The organism is Kribbella sp. CA-245084, assembly GCF_050942355.1.
Lineage (GTDB): Bacteria > Actinomycetota > Actinomycetes > Propionibacteriales > Kribbellaceae > Kribbella.
Genome location: NZ_CP192053.1, coordinates 8,420,201 through 8,439,120, shown reverse-complemented (window position 1 = coordinate 8,439,120; position 18,920 = coordinate 8,420,201). Strand labels below are relative to the sequence as shown.

Sequence of the window (18,920 nt, the reverse complement as noted above, 5' to 3'; positions counted from 1 at the left end):
GATGGCGATCGCTGAGTCGGTCCCCCTAGTCAGCGTGCCCCCGCGGGCGGCACCAGGCAATGCCGAATCCCCAGGCCATCACAGTTGGCGGCCCGCCGGGCCGCCCACGCTCAGCGGGCAGTCCCGGCCGCATTTGTGATGGCCTGGAGATCCGGTCTCCTACTTCGTGCCGAAGCTGTAGATGGTCGTGCTCTTGTAGGTCTCTCCTGGGCGGAGGACCGTCGACGGGAAGTTGGGGTGGTTGGGGGAGTCGGGGAAGTGCTGGGTCTCGAAGGCGAAGGCGTCGCCCTGGCGGTAGGCCTTGTTGCCGATGCCGAGGAAAGTGCCGTCGAGGAAGTTGCCGCTGTAGAACTGGACGCCGGGCTGGTCGGTGTGGACCTCGATCGTGCGGCCGTGCTCGGGCTCGGTGAAGCGGCCGGCCAAGCGCATGCCGTCGTGGTCGGCCTGCCCGGCGATCACAAAGTTGTGGTCGTAGCCGCGGCCGAAGATCAGCTGCTGGTGGTCGCCGCGCAGGCGGGCGCCGATCGCGGTCGGCCGGTTGAAGTCGAACGGCGTGCCGGCGACCGGGGCGATCTCGCCGGTCGGGATCAGGTTCACGTCGACCGGCGTGTACTTCGCGGCGTTCAGCTCGAGCACGTGGTCGTAGATGGTGCCGTTGCCCTCGCCGAGCAGGTTGAAGTACACGTGGTTGGTCAGGTTGACGATGGTCGGCTTGCCCGCAACGGTCGCGTGGTAGTCGATCCGGAGGTTGTCGCGCTTGTCCAGCGTGTACGTGACGGTGCTGGTGAGCTCACCGGGGAAGCCCATCTCGCCGTCCGGGCTGACGTAGGTGAACGCGACGCCGACAGCCATGTCGGACTTGACGATCTTGGCCTTCCACACCTTCTTGTCGAAGCCGATCGTGCCGCCGTGCAGCGCGTTCTCGCCGTTGTTGATCGGGATCTGGTACGTCGTCCCGTCGAGCGTGAACCTGCCCTTGGCGATCCGGTTGCCGTAGCGGCCGATGGTGGCGCCGAAGTACGGGCTGAGCGCCGCGTAGTCCGGCAGGTTGTCGAAGCCGAGGCTGATGTTCTCGTTCTTCCCGCGCCGATCCGGCGTGATGACCTTCTGGATCGTCGCGCCCCAGGTGAGCATCGAGATCGTCACCCGGCCGTTGGTGAACGTGTACACGTCCACTCCCTGGCCGTCCGGGGTGGTGCCGAACGGGTCCTTGCGGATCTCGAGCTTGCCGTGGTGTTCGCCCATGGCGGCCAACCTATCCGGCGTACTCGCGGCGTGAGTTGTGGCGTCCGCGGTGCTGGTGAGTGCGCCCGCGGCGGCGGCACCGAGGCCCAGTGCGCCGGCGGTCCGGAGGACCTGGCGGCGGGGCAGGTGATCGGGCATCGCAATCCCCTCAATCGTTGTAGAAAGCAGGACCTTGGCACGATAAGCGCGCCAGACCGGTGTTTGGAACAGTTCGGATCAGTGTGAATTCGTCCGATCTCTTCACGGTGCTCGCTGTGATGACCGGATCGGTCCGGTCCCGGCCCCGATCGAGCCTTCTCCGGTACGCCGTCCGCGCGCGATCCTGGTCCCATGAGCCGAACCGCACTGATCGTGATCGACGTCCAGGAATCCTTCCGGACCCGCCCGAACTGGCAGCTGGTGAACCATCCGGACATCGCCGAGCGGGTCAACCGTCTGGTGCAGGCCGCCCGCGACAAGGGTGACCTCGTCGTGTGGGTGCTGCACACCGAGCCCGGCACCGGCGGCGCGTTCGACCCGGCCAACGGCTATGTCCGGCTCATGGACGGACTCGAACCGTTGCCCGACGAGCCGAGGATCACGAAGACGTCCCACAATGCCTTCACCACAACGAATCTGCAGCAGTTGCTGACCCAGCACGGCATCTCCGAGATCGTTGTCAGCGGCATCCGTACGGAGCAGTGCTGCGAGACGACCGCCCGCGTCGGCTCCGACCTCGGGTACGACGTCGTGTTCGTGACCGAGGCGACCGCGACGATGGCGCTGGCGCACTGGTCGATCCGCGACGAGGCGTCGATCGAGGAGATCCTCGCCGACCCGCGGACCCTGACCGCGGAGCAGGTCGCCGGGCGTACGGAGTACGTGCTGGCCGGCCGGTTCGCCACGATCCGGACACTTGACGAGCTCACCGCCGTACCCGTGACATCCTGACCGAATGCGTCCCACTCGGGTGGTCTTCGTGCTGGTGCCCAAGGTGCACCTGCTGGATCTCGCCGGGCCGGCGCAGGTGTTCACGACCGCGAACGACTTCGGGTACGGATACGAGGTGCATTACGTCGCCGAGTCCGAAGAGGTCACAACCGCGCAGGGCGTGCCGTTACGGGCACAACTGGACTGGCCGGAGATCGGGCCGGACGACCTGATCGTCGTGCCGGGGTGGCGATCGCCACGGTTGTCACCGGTCCCGCCGATCGGGCCGGCGACCCGCCAGCGGCTGCGCGACCACCACGCGGCAGGCGGCACCGTCGCGAGTGTCTGCTCTGGTGCCGATGCGCTCGGAGCCAGCGGTCTGCTCGACGGCCGGCGGTTCACGACGCACCACGACCTGACGGACGAGTTGGCCGCCCGCTATCCGCGGGCGGCCATCGTGCGCGATGTGCTGTACGTCGAGGACGATCGCGTCATCACCTCCGCCGGGATCGCCAGCGGTATCGACCTCACCCTCCACCTGGTCGCGGTCGCCCACGGCGCGGAGGCGGCCGCCCGTATCGCTCGCGAGATGGTCGTCTACGCCCGTCGCAACGGTGACGAGCTGCAGGAGTCGGCCATGCTCCGCCACCGCGACCATCTCAACGATCTGGCCCACCGCGTGCAGGACGTCATCGACGCCCGGTACGCCGATCGTCTCCTGCTCTCCGACCTCGCCGGCCAGGTCGGCGTCAGTGAGCGCACCCTGACCCGCCTCTTCACCACCGCGACCGGCCTCACGCCGCTCCGCTATCAGCAACTCCTCCGCCTCGAGCGCGCCGAAAACCTCATCGGCCACGGCACCACGATCGAGACAGCGGCCCGCACTGTCGGCTTCGAAGACGCCCGCATGCTCCGCCGCCTCCGCAGCCGAACTTCTGTTTAGACCGGAACCAACTTTGTTTACTGGGGGAGCTTCGAGGCCGCGATCAGTTTGGTGGTCGCGGTGGAGAGCTGCCCGCTGAGGAGGGCGTGATCCGCGTCCGAGATGAGCTTGGACGCCGGCTCGTTGAGGTTCTGGCCGATGTGGTTCTGGGCGATCCACCGGGCCACCCCGACGACGGCATCGTCTTCGGCGAAGGTGTCGGCCTTGGTGCGCTCGAGGAGCTTGGCGGACTGTGCGGCCGCGGCCAGGGCGATAGTTGCCTGCGGCCCCGACCAGTCCTTGACGCTCAAAGCGACGCTCGCCGCAACCCCGGCTGCCAATGCATACGGATCGTGGCTACGCAGCAGGCTGTTGCGCGCGGCGGTCAGCTGCTGACGGGCGGCCGCTTGCGTGGTCAAACCCCAGCCGAACGGGTACTGCGGATCGTACGACGCGTCGCCGACGTTCAACGGCTCCTGGTCCTCGGTGCGCGGCCAGCTGACCGGCAGGCGGCCGCTGAACGGGACCTTTCCGAACAGTACGTCGGCAACACCCGCGCCCTCGGTCCCGGGCAGCCACGACGCGACCACCGCGTTGATCTTGCCGAGCTGGTCCGCGATCACCTGCGGCCGCCCGGACACGATCAGTACGACGCACTTCATCGCGCCGCACACCTTGTCCACCGCGGCCTTGTCGGCGGCCGTGAGCTGCAGGTCGTGACCGTTGCCCACGTCACCGATTCCCTCGGCGTACGGGCGTTCGCCGACCACGACCACGCCGACGTCGTGACCCTCGAGCGGAGCGGAGGCGTCCGCGCTGAAGGTTGCCGTCGGCACCACCTGCTTGATCCCGTCGAGGATCGTCGTGCCGGTGGTCGTCGCACCCGAACCGCCCTGCCAGGTAATGCTCCAGCCGCCCATCTGGTTGCCCAGGTCATTGGCGTTGCTCCCGGCAACATAGACCTTCTGACCGGCGTTCAGCGGCAACAGGTTGCCGTCGTTCTTCAGCAATACTTGGGATTTCGCCGCGGCCTCACGCCCGACCGCACGATGCGCGGCCGATCCGATCGAGGAGATGTTCGACGTGTCGGCGTACGGGTGCTCGAAGAGGCCGAGCTTGAACTTCTCGGTCAGGATCCGCCGTACGGCGTCGTCGATCCGCGTCATCGGGATCCGCCCGGCCGCGATCTCGTCGGTCAGTCCCTGGGTGAAGCCCTGGTAGTTCGTCGGCACCATGATCATGTCGAGGCCGGCGTTGATCGACGTACGGATGTCACTCGCGTAGTCGCCCGGCAGTTGGTCGATCGCCTGCCAGTCGCTGATCACGAACCCGTCGAAGCCCATCCGCTGCTTGAGTACGCCGTTGATCAGCTCGCCGTCACCGTGCATCTTCACCGGCGGCGCACCGTCGATCGACATACTCGAGTACGACGGCATCACCGTGCCGATGCCGAGATCGACCGCGGTCTTGAACGGCGCGAGGTGGATGGTCTCCAGCTGCTGCCGCGTGACCTGTGTGATGCCCTGGTCGATCTTGTACGAGCCGGTCGTCGAGCTGCCGTACGTCGTACCGCCGTCGCCGACGAAGTGCTTCGCCGTCGCGAGCACGTGGTTGTTCTGCTTGAGCTGACTGCCGTCGGCCTTACCCTGCAGGCCGGTGATCACGGTCGCCATCGACTGCACGAGCGCGGGGTCCTCGCCGAAGCCTTCGTACGCACGGCCCCAGCGGTCGTCGCGGACGACGCACACGCACGGCGCGAAGTCCCACGGGATGCCGGTCGCGCGGACTTCGGTCGCGGTCACCTCACCGGCCTTCTCCGCCAGTGAAGGATCGCGGGTCGCGCCGATCGCGATGTTGTGCGGCAGGATCGTTGCCCCGACCACGTTGTTGTGTCCGTGGACGGCGTCGACCCCGTAGATCAAGGGGATCTGCAGCCGGGTCGCCTGCGCGTTGAGCTGGAAGTTGTCGATCATCGCGGCCCACGCGGCCGGGGTGTTCGGCGTCGGGACCGAGCCGCCGCCGGAGAGCAGCGAACCGAGCGCGTACGACGCGATGTCGCTGCGGGAGCGCAGCGCGTTGCGTTCGGCCTGCGTCATCTGGCCGACCTTCTCGGCCGTCGTCATCCGGGCGACGAGGTCGTCGACGCGCTTCTTGATCGGGAGCTTCGGGTTCAGGTACGGGAGGTCGTGCGCGTTGATCACCACGACCGGGTTGGCCGGTGCCTTCGCGCCGGTGACGGTGAGCTCGAGCGGGATGGTCTCGGCGGCCTCGGCGGTGTGGTCCTTCTTTGTTGTGACCGCGACGGCCTGGCTGGTGCCGGACGCCGTACCGGCCGGGAAGGTGATCGTCCCGCTGACTGGCGTGTAGTCGGTGGCGCCCGCGCTGCCCGTGCCGGTCTTGTAGTCGACGGTGACCGGCTCTTCGAGCGATGAGCCGTCGGTGGTCGCGACAGAGACCTTCACGGCAGCGGTGCCGCCCTCCTTGACCGGGTACACGCCGGCGTCGGTGGTGACGCTCGCCTTCAGCGCCGGGTCGGCCTTGCCGTAGACCTCGACCTGGTCGATCGCGAACTCGCCGGGTGAGCCGACCGGCATCGTGAACGCGTAGCCCCACATGTGGGTCAGGTTGAGGATCTGGTCGATCCCGCCGACGGGTTGGTAGTCACCGCGGTACACGAGCTGGCTGAACGGGATCTCGACCTGGTGCCAGCCCTGCCAATCGTCGGTGAAGCTGGTGTTCCACAGCTCGGAGGCCTCGGCGTTGGCGCCGCCGTCCTTGATCTCGAAGAAGATCCGCTTCCCTGAGCCGGGTGGCAACGGAGCGGTGTTCTGCCCGTACCACCAGAACCGGATCCCCTTGTACGCCGACCAGTCCGCCGGATTCACGTCGTACGTGATGTCGTGGCTGAAGCCGCCGTACCCGCTGATGTTGTAGGTGCCGTGCAGGACCTTCTCGCCGGCCGGCGCGTCAGCGCGGGTCTGCAGTTCCATCGTGGGTGGGTCGTCCGCGTCGCTGCCCCAGGTGAAGATGCCCGCGTTCGGCGGGGACGCGAATGGCTCGCCTCCTTCGAACGCCGCCAGCGTGATCGGTGTCGGATCATCAGCCACTGCATCCAGCGGCATCAGCCCGGCAACCAGAGCCGCCGCCGCAACCAGAGCAATCCGCCGGAAACCACGCATGGGCGCTCCCCACCTCAGCGCGGGCCGCACACCCGCGTCGGGCCCGACTCTCAGCCCTCCCGCCGCACTGGTCAATACCTCGCCGGTTCCGGAACTAGAGCGCTCTCACGGGCTCCAGGCGCATATGCGGCCGCGGGCTGGGCTGGTGGTCGGCGCGGACCAGCTCCGGTACGCCGATGGTGGTCGTGCCAACGGTCGTGTGGCGGCGGGCAGCCACCCAGTCGATCAACTCGTCGGGCTTCGCGATGTCGGTGGTGAAGTGGAGCAGGTTGAGGTACCAGATGTCGCGGCGTTCGGGCTCGTGCCGAGCGTCGGGGCCGAGTTCGGCGGTGAGGTGGTCGCTGAAGAGGTCGGCGCCACCGTCTACCGGCAGGGCACAGGCCATGACTGAGCCCGGGGTGAGGGTGAGGCCGGTGACGTGGAAGCGGAGCGGCCAGGTGCTGGCCTTCGTGGCGCGGTCGAGGGCGGACTGGTAGCGGCCGAGGGTGGGGTCGTCCGGAGGGATCACGTCACGGCGTGGTTCGAGGGCGCGGACGGTCAGGTGGGCAGAGTCGAGCTGGCCGGTTTCCCAGTGGCCTGGACCGGATAGCGCGGCTGCCTCCGCGGTCAGTGTGTCCAACGCGTGTGCGAGGGCGCAGTCCCGCGGAGGGCGCAGTACGACGCTGATGGGCCAGCGACCGCCGTCCTTGGGCAGCTCGTCGCGCTGATGAGTGCCCTGCGCAATCTGTTGGGCCGCGTCGGTGAACAGCCGGTCGAACTTGTTGATGAGAGTTCTCCCTTGAGTCGGTTCGGGTTAGGACGCGAAGTCTGGACAGTTGGTTGTCGGTTGGGTGACTGTGGTCGCGGCGACGAGGGGGAGGGACTCCATGAAGCTCCGTTATGTGCTGAGCAGCGTGGCGCTGATCGTTCCGATGGCTGTGGTTGCGGTGGTGTCACCCGCATCCGCGGCGTCATCACAGGAGTCGGCAGTGCCGGCAGCGTCAGCCAAGATCCCGAGCATGCTGCGGGACGCCGCCAACAAGGCGGCCGCCGCGGCAAAGAGCAAGACGACCGCTGTGCAGCCGCGCGCAATGAGCGTGGAGAGTCCAGGTCGCCTCGGCGTCCAGGTGTACGCCGCCGCGCCCGTCACCGCCGCGCAGGAGGCAGCCCTCACCGCGCTCGGCGTCACGGTCGAGAAGAACTCCGCCGACTTCAAAGCCGTCCCCGGAGCCGACTTACCGGCCACCGGGCTCGTGTCCGCATCCGTGCCGTACGACAAGCTCGACGCGGTCGCCGGTCTCGGCTGGGTGACCGCTCTGCGCCCGTCGCTTCGGCCCGCCGTAGACGTCGGACCGGTCACCGCCGAGGCCGTTCAGTTGCACAAGGCCGACAAGGCCCAGGCGCGCGGTCTGACCGGCAAAGGCCAGAAGGTCGGCGCGATCTCCGGCGACGTCGACAATATCGCCGCGGCCATCGCTCAGGGCGAGCTGCCCGCGGATGTCCAGGTCCTGCAGCAGGCGGCGTCGTACGTCGACGACGAGGGCACCGCGATGCTCGAGATCATCCACGACATGGCGCCCGGCGCGAAGCTGGCGTACGCGAGCACGCAGGACACCACCGCGCAGTACGTCGAGGCCTTCCACACCCTCGCCAACGCCGGCGTCACGATGATCGCCGAGGACATCGCGCTCGACGACGAGCCGGCGTTCCAGCAGGGCATCGGCGCCGCGACCGCGGAGGGCCTCGCCAGGCACGGCATCTGGGTCAGCTCGTCGGCAGGCAACCTCGGCGGGCGGCACGCTCCGCGCGTCGCCGCGGTCGGCACCGGCAAGGGCGCGGACGGAGCGACCGGACCGTACACCGGTTGTCCGCTCGCCCCGGACAACGTGGTGAAGCTGCGCGGCGCCGACACGTCGTACGACCTCAACCTGCTGCCGGGGGCGTCGATCCTGCCGACCCTGCAGTGGAGCGAGCCGCGGGCCGTCTTCCCGACCGCCGGCCAGGGCGGCTTCACCGACCTCAACCTGTACCTGATGGACTCGACCGGTACGAAGTGCCTCGCGTCCAGCACGGGCGTCCAGGCCAACGGCGTCGGTGACACGATCGAGCAGTTCGAGTACGACAACACGACCGACGCGGCCCAGGCCGTGAAGCTCGTCGTCGACGTCCAGGGCACCTCGACCGCGAAGAAGGCACCGATCCTGGACCTGCGCTGGCGGGCCTTGTCGGCGGGCGTCCAGACGATCGACCCGCCGGAGCGGGCAGGTTCGATGAACCCGGACTCGAACTACATCGGCTTCGCCACCAGCGCCGGTGCCGTTAACGCGAACGCGTCGGTGGACCCGAAGACCACGCCGCTGGAGCCGTACAGCGCGGCCGGTCCGACGCAGCTGATCACCACGACCCGCTGCCCGGGCGGTGAGCCCGGCCCGTGCAAGGGCGTCTCCGGTCCCGGTTCGGTGAGCTTCCCGGCGCCGTACTGGCTCGCGTCCGACGGAGTCTCGGTGAGCGGCGCCGGCGGCTTCGGCTCCGGTACCTGCCCGACCACGACCACCGGCGCCTGCCTCTTCTTCGGTACGTCGGCCTCCGCGCCGAGCGCCGCGGGCGTGGCGGCACTGACCCGGCAGGAGTTCGGCGGACGCCTCGCGCCGATCACCCTGAACGCGATCCTCGCCGCGCGGGCCGTCCATCGTCCCGGCCCCGGCGTCGGAGCGGGAGTCCTGAGCGCCAGATGAATTAAGAAGCTGCAGTGGTCCGATTGAGTGCAAATTCAGTACTCATATTCATGGACCGATGCCGCCATCGATGGAAAGGATGGCGGCATGACTACACGTTTCGGGGTATTCGTCCCGCAGGGCTGGAAGATGGATCTGGCCCAGATCGCCGATCCGATCGAGCAGTGGGAGGCGATGACGGATGTCGCCAAGCGCGCCGACGAGCAATCCTGGGACTCGATCTGGCTGTTCGACCACTTCCACACGGTGCCCGAGCCGAGTGACAACACCACCTTCGAGTGCTGGAGCGCGACCGCGGCGCTGGCCCGCGACACCAAGCGGGTGAACATCGGCCAGATGGTCGGCTGCAACGGCTACCGCAACCCGTCGCTGTACGCGAAGATCGCGTCCACCGTCGACGTCGCCAGCCACGGCCGCCTGTACGCCGGGATCGGCGCGGGCTGGTACGAGCACGAGTGGAAGGCGTACGGCTACGAGTGGACCGACATCCCGCAGCGGATGGCCGCGTTCCGCGAGGCGACCGAGATCATCTACAAGATGTGGACCGAGGACAAGCCGGTCTACAACGGCAAGTACTACTCGATCGACGCGCCGATCAACGAGCCGAAGGGCGTCCGCAAGCCGCACCCGAGCTTCTGGATCGGCGGCGGCGGCCCGAAGGTCACGCTGAAGCTGGTCGCGCAGTACGCCGACGCCGCGAACATCGGCGGTGGCAACCCGGAGACGTTCAAGGAGAAGGCGGACATCCTTCGCGGCCACTGCCAGAAGGTCGGCCGGGACTACGACGAGATCATCAAGTCGACGAACTTCAACGTGTTCCCGATCGACAAGGGTGACGACCCGCAGAAGGCGACCGAGAAGGCGCTCGGCCCGATGAACCGGGACAAGTTCGACCGGGACAACCTGATCACCACCGAGGACGAGATCGCGAACAAGGTCGAGGCGGTCCTCGAGGCCGGCGCCGACTACGTGCTCTTCTACATCCCCGGCGTCGCCTACGACCTCGATCTGCTCGAGCGCGTCGAGAACGTCGCCAAGCGCTTCGCCTGACTTTGAGCACCCACCAACCACTTTTCGGCCGGCGTTTTGGTTGGTGGGTGCACAAAGTGGCTGGAATCGGTCATGGCGGGTGTTGGGCAAGGGAGTGGGTGGACTGGGGGATGGGGCAACTGTGAGGCTCCTGACGATGGCCTCGCGTGGGTCGGGGCATCGGGAGGTGTCCCGCTGTGCCGTATTCGAAATCAGCCGCCCGATCGCCACGGTTCGCGTCAGGCCTGCTCGCCGCGGTGGTCGTCAGTTCCCTGCTGCTGACGACCACCCCGGCGCACGCCGCCCAGCCCGCCGGCGCTGCGCAGTCCAGCGGCGCCGTCAGCCCGACGCCGGGCGCGTCGGTCAAGCGGATCACGCTCGTCACCGGCGACGTCGCCGAGCTGACCACGAGCGCGAACGGGCAGGTGTCGGCCCGGCTGACCGACGACGAGCCGTACTACTTCGGCACGTTCGACGGTGAGCTCAGCCTGATCCCGTCCGAGGCCTACCCGCTGCTCAGCGCAGGCCGCCTCGACAAGCGCCTCTTCAACCTCACCGAACTCGCTGCGCAGGGGTACGACGACGCGAGCAGCGACCGGCTGCCCCTCCTCCTCACCGCGCCGGCCACCCTGCGCAGCGCGCCAACCACCCCGGCGGCCGCGACCCTCCGCCGTACCCTCACCAGCGTCGGAAGCTCTGCGGTCACCGTGCAGAAGTCCGACGCGAAGGCGTTCTGGGACGGCATCAGCGGTCCGACAACCTTCAGGACCAGCCAGGTCACCAAGATCTGGCTCGACGGCCGCACCCACGCCACTGACGACCAGTCGGACAAGCAGATCGGCGCCCCCACCGCCTGGAAGCAGGGGTACGACGGGCACGGCGTCAAGGTCGCCGTCCTCGACACCGGGTACGACGCCGGGCACCCCGACCTCGCCAAGCAGGTCGTCGCGTCGGAGAGCTTCGTCCCGGACGAGGCGGTCCAGGACCTGCACGGCCACGGCACGCACACCGCGTCGATCGTCGCCGGTCTCGGTACTGCGTCCGACGGTAAGCGGAAGGGCGTTGCGCCCGGCGCGGAGCTGCTGATCGGCAAGGTTCTCGACAACAGCGGCGGCGGCTACGACTCCGAGGCGATCGCCGGTATGGAGTGGGCCGTCCAGCAGGGCGCGAAGGTCGTCAGCATGAGCCTCGGCGGTCTCCCGTCGGATGGCACCGACCCGATGAGCGAGGCCGTCGACCGGCTGTCGAAGTCCAGCGGGACCCTGTTCGTCATCGCGGCCGGCAACTCCGGCGCCGAGGAAACCGTCGGTTCTCCGGGCGCGGCTTCCGAGGCCCTGACCGTCGGAGCGGTCGACCGCGATGACAGCCTCGCGAGCTTCTCCAGCCGCGGCCCGCGCATCGGCGACGGCGCCCTGAAGCCCGAGGTGACCGCGCCGGGCGTGGAGATCGCCGCTGCCCGCGCCGCCGGCACCGCGCAGGGCCACATCCTCGGCCAGTACTACACCGCGATGAGCGGTACGTCGATGGCGACGCCGCACGTGGCCGGTGCCGCCGCGATCCTGGCCCAGCGCCACCCCGACTGGACCGGCCCGCAGCTGAAGGCCGCGCTGGCCTCGACCGCGGTCCCGTCCGCGGGTGCCCGCACCGACCAGCAAGGCCTCGGCCGGATCGACATCCCGAACGCACTCGACCCGAAGGTCCTCCCGGACACCGCCAACCTGTTCTTCGGCGACCTCTCCTGGACCGGCCCGACCGCACCCGCGCCGGTTACCCGGAAGGTTGCCTACAGCAACAGCTCGAACCGTGCGGTGAGCCTTGACCTGTCCGTCGACGTGCGGTCCCCGGCCGGCGTCAAGGCCGCCGTCTCGGTGAGCCCGTCCCGCCTGACTGTCCCGGCGCACGGCTCCGCCTCCGCGTTGGTCACGCTGGACCTCGCCAAGACCCAGCCCGCCAACTACGCCGGCGCACTGACCGCCCGTACCATACGGTCTGGTATGGCGGCCGGAAGCGAGTCGGTCCGCACCGGGATCGGATTTGCCGCCGGTGGTCGTTTGAACCAGGTGACGGTCAAGGCGATCGGCCGCGACGGCAAGCCCGCGACCACCGAGGCCGGCGCGAGCGGCGTGCAGTTGTGGAACCAGGACACCGGTGACGTCAACGCGATCGCGTTCGACGAGAACGGCAGCCGCACCCTCGACGTACCGACCGGCCGCTACAGCGTCATGGCGTACGCCGTGGGCGGTGACGAGGCGAACTGGGCCAACTCGATCACGTTGCTCGGCGATCCGGACGAGTGGATCGGCAGCGACCGGACCTTCACGTTCGACGCACGGACCGCGCACAAGGTGACGATCAAGACGCCGCGGCCGGCCGATGCCAAGAGCATCGGGATCGCCTGGCACCGCAAGGTCGGCGACCGGGACGCCGTGTCCGGCTGGGGATTCGACGGCAAGGTTGCCAACGGCATCTACGCTCAGGATTTCGGAAAGGTTGCCAACGGCACCTTCCAGGTCGTGCAGCGCTGGGATCTCGCCCAGCCGCAGCTGACCGTCGACGTACCGGGCGCCGGCCGCCTGCCGACGCCCGGCCAGGGTTCCTACCGGACTGTGTACGTCGGGAACGAGAACCTCCCGCTCTACAACGGCGGCGACGGTACGCCGGCGGAGCTGACCGGTGCCAAAGGCAAGATCGCGCTGATCCGCTGGATGTCGCCGGACGACATCGAGGCGCAGGTCCAGGCGGCGAAGGCGGCCGGTGCCAAGGTGGTGTTCCTCTACAACGAGGCGCCCGGCTACTGGTCGACCGGGACCGAGCAGGGCATCCCGCTCTACCTCCTGCGGTCCGACCAGGGCAAGCAACTGCTGGCCACCCTCGCGAAGGGACCGGTCTCGCTCAAGCTGAGCGGCGTCCTCGACAGCACCTACCGGTATGACGTCGCGATCGGACCGTCGACGGTGAAGGGACCGCTGACGTACGACGTCGCGAAGATGCATCCGGCCGTGGTGACCACGAACTTCCAGCGGAACGACGCGTGGTTCCTGCACACCGACCAGCGGATCGCGCACCTGCCCGGGATCAGCACCGGGCTGACGTCGATGCGGGCGGTGACCGGACCGGTGAGCCGTACCGACTACCTCGTCACGGATCTCAAGGGCGTGACCTGGGACGAGACGACGTCGGCAGGGGAGTGGAACGAGAGCGGATACGAGTCGACGATCCCTCGTAGCTATCGGCCGGGGGAGCAGGTCACGCGGGGTTGGTGGGAGTCGCTGATGCGTCCCGCCGTACCGGGGTTGTCGGACTCCGCTGGAGATGTGGCGCAGGGCTGGCCGCCGGCGCGGTTCGAGAATGCGTTGCGGATCGCGATTCCGCAGTACGTGAGCGGTGATCGGAGCGTGTTCGGCTGGGGCGATCGCGGCGACGTGACGAGCATGAAGCTCAGCAGCAACGGCGTGGAGCTCGGGAGTGCGAACTGGTCGGTGGCGCAGTGGGCGGTGCCGGCGCGGACCGCGTGGTACGACCTGACGCTGGACCAGAAGCGCGGCGCCAACAGTTGGGCAACCACGTCGACGTCGACCCATACGACGTGGCATTTCCTGTCGGTGCCGACGAAGAGCCGGGCTGTGCTACCGCTCGTGCAGGTCGATTACAAGCACACCGACGGGTGGCTCGAGCTCACGCCGGCCTACCAGCCGGGCGTGCGCGGGGCGCCGATCTTCCGCACGACTGCCGAGATCTCCTACGACGGGAAGACCTGGCAGAAGCTGTCGCTGCGAGGCATCGGCACCGTCCGGGCGAAGCTGCCGGCGCCGCCGGCGGGCGCGTCCGCGGCGAGTGTGCGGGTGAGGGCGACCGATCTGCTCGGCAACAGCATCATCCAGACGATCGACAAAGCCTGGACGTTCTGATCGTTAAAAAGGCGACGCCACGAAGCCGGGGGGATGTGCTCCGTGGCGTCGCCAGAGGCGCGCCTAGGGAGGGGTGGGGGCAGGCGCGCCGGTCTGTGGGGGATCAGCTCCCGAGGATGCCTCCACCGAGAACGCCCAGCAGCCCCAGCAGGGACAGCAGGTTGCGGATGACCTGGTCGACCGCCTTCGCCCCACCGGTCTGGTAGGCGGTCACGCATTTCTGCAGCTGGTCCTGGGTCGGCTTGGTGATCGTCACCTTCGCCATCTCGGACTGGCAGTACGTCGTGGCCGTCTGCAGCTCGGCGACCGTGGAGCCGACCGTGCCGACGATCAGGCCTACCGCCGTCGTCAGGGTCGAGACACCGGGCGTGGTCGTGGTCGGGGTGGTCGGCTTCGACGTCGGCTTGGTCGGGGTCGGCTTACCGGGCGTCGGCTTCGACGTCGGTTTGCCAGGCGTGGGCTTCGACGTCGGGCGGTCGGTCGGAACGACGGTCGGCCGCGTGTCGTCCCGCTCGTCCGTCGGCGTCGTGATCACCGTGGGCGGCGGGGTCGGCAGGTCGATCGTCTTCGGCAGGTTCTTGTCCGACGGCGCGTTGATGTCCCCGCCGCCGATCTGCTGGCCGGCGTCGTCCACGTCGTCACCCGACGTCCCGTTGCCGACCGCGATCCAGCTGCCGCCGGCGTACGCCTTGGCGATGCTGACCACGAGGTCGACGTACTGCTGGGAGTGGTTGTAGCGCAGCACGGCCGCGTTGAGGTCGGAGGCATCGGACAGGTCGGTCTTGCCGGAGCACAGGTAGACCGCGGTCGACATGGCCGCGTCGTCGATGTCCTGCGGGTTCCGCACGCCGTCGCCGTCGCCGTCCACTCCCATGGCTCGCCAGGTGCCGGGGATGAACTGCATCGGGCCGACCGCGCGGTCGAACGCGCCGTCGCCGTCGAACGCGCCCGCGTCGGTGTCGGAGATCCGGGCCATGCCGGACGAACCGTCCAGCCGCGGGCCATAGATACCGGGGACTGCGACGCCCTGCGAGTTCAGCGCATTGCCGCCGAAGCGGCCGTGGTTGGACTCGACCCGGCCGATCGCAGCCACCAGCGTCCAGGGCAGGTGACAGGCCGGGTCGGCCTGGGCCAGCACCTGCTGGGCCCGGGAGTACGCCTTCAGGGCGGCGTTCGGGATGCCGTTCTTCGACAGTCCGGAGACCACCTGGGTCGGTTGCTCGCCAGGATCGACGCCCGGACCGACCACACCCGGCTGCGGCACGCTGGCCGGCTGGGAGATCGGCTGCTTCGGAACGACGACCGAGTTACCTCCGGACAGACCCTGCTCCAGCGACGCCGTGGCGACCGCCGGATCATCCGTGGCACTGACGGTGAATGCGCTCGCGAACAACGCCACCGGGATCAGCGGCGCCACCTGACGCCAACCGCTAGCCGTGGCGCGGCGCTTGCCCTTCGCCATCGATGATTCCCCTCCGTGACTCATCGACCAGCCCGGCCCCACGCCGCGGACAGTCTCGTAGTCTTCCTCGGTTGCCGTCGTAATAGGTCTAACGTCCGCCCCGTTGCGTGGGTTACGCGCCGGACGAGACCGTGTACGTGCGGTCACCGGGTACCCATACTGGCGCGTAACAAAGCGCCTGTGAACCCCCTGCGCACGATCCACCGGTGTAATTCGGACTGCCCTGCCCACCGGGCCGTGTGGCCGGTCGGGGAGAATGTCCGGCGTGCCCGCACACACAGAACAGTCCGCCGAGCTCTTCGACAGGGCCTCCGCAGTCACTCCGGGAGGGGTCAACTCTCCCGTACGTGCGTTCCGCGCCGTCGGCGGCGTACCGCGATTCATGGCATCTGGTGACGGATGTCACATGACCGACGTCGATGGCAACCGCTATGTCGACCTGGTCTCGTCCTGGGGTCCGCTGCTGCTCGGACACGCGCACCCGGAGGTGATCGCCGCCGTCCAGGCCGCGGTCGCCCGGGGGACGTCGTACGGGACGCCGACCGAGACCGAAGTACTGCTCGGCGAGGAGATCGTCGCCCGGACACCGGTGGACAAGGTCCGGCTGGTGTCGTCCGGGACCGAGGCAACCATGTCCGCGCTCCGGCTGGCCCGCGGGTTCACCGGTCGCGCCAAGATCATCAAGTTCGCCGGCTGCTACCACGGCCATGTGGACGCACTGCTGGCCCAAGCCGGTTCCGGCGTCATCACGCTGGGCATCCCCGGTACGCCGGGCGTCACCGAGGCGACCACGGCCGACACGATCGTGCTGCCCTACAACGACCAGGCCGCCGTCACCGCTGCGTTCGCGGAGTACGGCGACCAGATCGCGGCCGTGATCACCGAGGCCTCGCCCGGGAACATGGGCGTCGTCCCGCCGCGCGACAACTTCAACGCCTTCCTCGCGCAGGCCTGCCGCGACAACGGCGCGCTGTTCATCTCCGACGAGGTGATGACCGGCTTCCGGATCACCCGCTCCGGTTGGTACGGCGTCGACGGCGTACAGCCGGATCTGATGACGTTCGGCAAGGTGATGGGCGGAGGCTTCCCGGCCGCGGCCTTCGGCGGCCGGGCCGATGTGATGGCCCACCTGGCACCCGAGGGCTCGGTCTACCAGGCCGGCACCCTGTCCGGGAACCCGATCGCCACCACGGCCGGTCTGACCACGCTGCGGCTGGCGACCGACGAGGTCTACGCCAAGATCGACGAGACGTCGCTCACGATCCAGCGGCTGGTGTCGACCGCGCTGGACAAGGAGGGTGTGCCGCACGTCATCCAGGCGGCCGGGAACCTCTTCAGCGTCTTCTTCGTGGAGTCCTCGGAGGGACCTGCCGAGATCCGGGACTTCGCCGGTGCCAACGCTCAGGTGCTGGCCCGGTTCACGGCGTTCTTCCATGCCATGCTGGACGCCGGCGTCTACCTGCCGCCGAGCGCCTTCGAGGCCTGGTTCGTCAGTGCGGCCATCGACGACGACGCGTTGGCCGCGTTGGAGTCGGCTCTCGCCCCGGCTGCTCGGGCAGCAGCCGCAGTACAAGACTGAAGGGACAGCGGTGACCGAAACGACGGTCGTGCACCTGATGCGTCACGGCGAGGTGCACAACCCGACCGGCGTGCTCTACGGCCGGATCCCCGACTTCCACCTGTCCGAGCTCGGCCGCACGATGGCCGAGCGCGTGGCCGAGCACGTCAAGGGCCGCGACATCGTGCACCTGGTCAGCTCGCCGCTGGAGCGGGCCCAGGAGACGATGGAGCCGATCGCCAAGGTCTTCGGACTCACGCCCGATATCGACGAGCGGGTGATCGAGGCGGCGAACCTGTTCGAGGGCAAGAAGTTCGGCGTCGGCGACGGCGCGCTTCGCCGGCCCAGCGCCTGGTGGTTGTTGCGGAATCCCTGGAAGCCGTCGTGGGGTGAGCCGTACCAGCAGATCGTCCGGCGGATGCGCGACGCGATCGAGACCGCCCGGGAGAAGGCCGCCGGGCACGAGGCGCTGATCGTGTCGCACCAGCTGCCGATCTGGACCGTCCGGTCGGCGGTCGAGGGCCGCCGGATGCTGCACGACCCGCGCAAACGGCAGTGCAGCCTGGCCAGCCTGACCTCGTTCACCTTCCACGGCGACCAGATCGTCTCGGTCGGCTACTCCGAACCGGCGAAGGACCTGTTGCCGGTCAAGCCCCCGAAGAAGTTCGTGGGTGGTGCGTGATGATCCGTCGTACGGCGGTCGCAGTGGCCGGGTTGCTCCTCGTCGCGGGGTGCAGCTCGGGTCAGCAGGCTTCGCAGAGCCGGCAGGGCCAGTCGGGTTTCGTCAGCGGCAACGGCAATGTGTCCGTGTTCGCGGCCGGGGACCGGAAGGCCGCTCCGGAGCTCACCGGGAAGACGCTGGACGGGAAGACCTGGACGCTGTCCGACCAGGCCGGCAAGGTCGTCGTACTGAATGTGTGGGGCTCGTGGTGCCCGCCGTGCCGCAAGGAAGCACCTGACCTGGTCGCGGCGGCGAAGGAGCTCGGCCCGTCGGTGCAGTTCATCGGGCTGAACACCCGCGACCTCGATCAGGCGCAGGCGAAGAAGTTCGTCCAGGAGTTCGCGGTGCCGTACCCGAACCTCTACGACCCGGACGGCAAGGGCCTGCTGCGGTTCCGCGGGCAGATCTCGTCGGCCGCCATCCCGACCACGCTGGTGATCGACAAGACCGGCAAGGTCGCCGGAAGGGTCGTCGGCGAAGTCACGAAGCAGACCTTGCTCGGCATGGTCAAGGACGCCGGTTGAGCTGATGGGACAGTGGTTCGCCGACTCGATGACGGGGTCGATGCTGGTAGCACTGCCGATCGCGGTGCTCGCCGGCGCGATCTCGTTCTTCTCGCCGTGCGTCGTACCGCTGCTGCCCGGTTACCTCTCCTACGTCACGGGTTTGTCCGCGGCCGAGCTGGACTCGGCCAAGCGCGGCCGGATGCTGGCCGGTACGGCGTTGTTCGTGGCCGGGTTCTCCGCGGTGTTCATCCTGACCGGGGTGGTGTTCGGCAAGGCCGGTGATCTGCTGATCGATCACCAGACCGCGATCACCCGGGTGCTCGGTGCACTGACCGTTGTGCTCGGCATCATCTTCCTCGGCGGGTTCGGCTTCATGCAGCGGGACCTGCGGGTACACCGGGTTCCGGCGGTCGGGATCGCGGCGGCGCCGCTGCTCGGCGTACTGTTCGGATTCGGGTGGACTCCGTGTATCGGTCCGACGCTCGGGACCGTGATGACGCTGGCCACCACCGAGGGCAGTACCGCGCGGGGCGCCGCGCTGGCGCTGGTGTTCAGCCTCGGGCTGGGCATTCCGTTCATCGTCGCGGCGCTGGCGTTCCGGCGGATGCTGGGCGCGGTGGCGTGGGTCCGCAAGCACCAGCTGCTGGTGATCCGGATCGGCGGCGTACTGATGATCGCGGTGGGACTGCTGCTGCTGACGGGAGTGTGGGATGCGATGACCGCGGACCTGCGGCAGTGGGTCGCCAACTTCGGATCGGCGGTCTGAG

Annotated in this window: 13 protein-coding genes; 9 read left to right on the top strand and 4 right to left on the bottom strand. The window is 68.6% G+C overall.

The window, feature by feature from the left end:
• Positions 1 to 159: 159 nt before the first annotated feature.
• On the bottom strand, positions 160 to 1,383 hold the full coding sequence (locus tag ACQPYH_RS40490; protein WP_432882882.1) for an aldose epimerase family protein: 1,224 nt from the start codon (positions 1,381 to 1,383) through the stop codon (positions 160 to 162).
• 192 nt (positions 1,384 to 1,575) lie between these two features.
• Between ACQPYH_RS40490 and ACQPYH_RS40485 the strand changes: the two genes are divergently transcribed.
• Together ACQPYH_RS40485 and ACQPYH_RS40480 are read left to right on the top strand one after the other, a co-directional pair.
• Entirely contained in the window at positions 1,576 to 2,175 is a 600-nt protein-coding gene (locus ACQPYH_RS40485) for an isochorismatase family protein (protein ID WP_432882879.1), read from the top strand.
• A gap of 4 nt (positions 2,176 to 2,179) precedes the next feature.
• Complete coding sequence (locus tag ACQPYH_RS40480) at positions 2,180 to 3,097, top strand: GlxA family transcriptional regulator (protein WP_432882876.1); 918 nt, start codon at positions 2,180 to 2,182, stop codon at positions 3,095 to 3,097.
• Positions 3,098 to 3,114: 17 nt separating this feature from the next.
• On the opposite strand, the gene ACQPYH_RS40475 is transcribed toward ACQPYH_RS40480, so the two are convergent.
• Positions 3,115 to 6,255: a glycoside hydrolase family 3 N-terminal domain-containing protein gene (locus ACQPYH_RS40475; protein ID WP_432882873.1), complete on the bottom strand. Its 3,141-nt coding sequence runs from the start codon at positions 6,253 to 6,255 to the stop codon at positions 3,115 to 3,117.
• Positions 6,256 to 6,349: 94 nt separating this feature from the next.
• Positions 6,350 to 6,874 carry a hypothetical protein gene (locus ACQPYH_RS40470; protein WP_432882871.1) on the bottom strand — a complete coding sequence of 175 codons (525 nt, stop codon included), beginning with the start codon at positions 6,872 to 6,874 and terminating at the stop codon, positions 6,350 to 6,352.
• A gap of 247 nt (positions 6,875 to 7,121) precedes the next feature.
• Between ACQPYH_RS40470 and ACQPYH_RS40465 the strand changes: the two genes are divergently transcribed.
• The 3 genes from ACQPYH_RS40465 (at position 7,122) to ACQPYH_RS40455 (ending at position 13,906) form a co-directional block, all read left to right on the top strand.
• The gene (locus tag ACQPYH_RS40465; RefSeq protein ID WP_432882868.1) at positions 7,122 to 8,969 is read left to right on the top strand and encodes a hypothetical protein; all 1,848 of its coding nucleotides are present in this window, start codon (positions 7,122 to 7,124) and stop codon (positions 8,967 to 8,969) included.
• Positions 8,970 to 9,056: 87 nt separating this feature from the next.
• The gene (locus tag ACQPYH_RS40460; protein WP_432882866.1) at positions 9,057 to 10,019 is read left to right on the top strand and encodes an LLM class F420-dependent oxidoreductase; all 963 of its coding nucleotides are present in this window, start codon (positions 9,057 to 9,059) and stop codon (positions 10,017 to 10,019) included.
• A gap of 176 nt (positions 10,020 to 10,195) precedes the next feature.
• Complete coding sequence (locus ACQPYH_RS40455; protein ID WP_432882863.1) at positions 10,196 to 13,906, top strand: S8 family peptidase; 3,711 nt, start codon at positions 10,196 to 10,198, stop codon at positions 13,904 to 13,906.
• Between the two features lie 103 nt (positions 13,907 to 14,009).
• Here ACQPYH_RS40455 and ACQPYH_RS40450 read toward each other — a convergent pair whose 3' ends face one another.
• Complete coding sequence (locus ACQPYH_RS40450; protein ID WP_432882860.1) at positions 14,010 to 15,368, bottom strand: lytic murein transglycosylase; 1,359 nt, start codon at positions 15,366 to 15,368, stop codon at positions 14,010 to 14,012.
• Between the two features lie 256 nt (positions 15,369 to 15,624).
• Here ACQPYH_RS40450 and hemL point away from each other — a divergent pair, with 256 nt between their 5' ends.
• The 4 genes from hemL to ACQPYH_RS40430 are packed head-to-tail and all read left to right on the top strand — an operon-like array spanning position 15,625 to position 18,919.
• Positions 15,625 to 16,947: a glutamate-1-semialdehyde 2,1-aminomutase gene (hemL, locus tag ACQPYH_RS40445; protein ID WP_432882858.1), complete on the top strand. Its 1,323-nt coding sequence runs from the start codon at positions 15,625 to 15,627 to the stop codon at positions 16,945 to 16,947.
• A 37-nt stretch (positions 16,948 to 16,984) separates the two neighbouring features.
• Positions 16,985 to 17,608 carry a histidine phosphatase family protein gene (locus ACQPYH_RS40440; RefSeq protein WP_432894620.1) on the top strand — a complete coding sequence of 208 codons (624 nt, stop codon included), beginning with the start codon at positions 16,985 to 16,987 and terminating at the stop codon, positions 17,606 to 17,608.
• Positions 17,608 to 18,171 carry a TlpA family protein disulfide reductase gene (locus ACQPYH_RS40435; protein WP_432882855.1) on the top strand — a complete coding sequence of 188 codons (564 nt, stop codon included), beginning with the start codon at positions 17,608 to 17,610 and terminating at the stop codon, positions 18,169 to 18,171. The genes ACQPYH_RS40440 and ACQPYH_RS40435 overlap by 1 nt, the downstream gene beginning before the upstream one ends.
• Before the next feature lie 4 nt (positions 18,172 to 18,175).
• A complete protein-coding gene (locus ACQPYH_RS40430; protein ID WP_432882852.1) occupies positions 18,176 to 18,919 on the top strand; it encodes a cytochrome c biogenesis CcdA family protein in 744 nt (247 codons plus the stop codon).
• The last annotated feature ends 1 nt before the right edge of the window (position 18,920 follow it).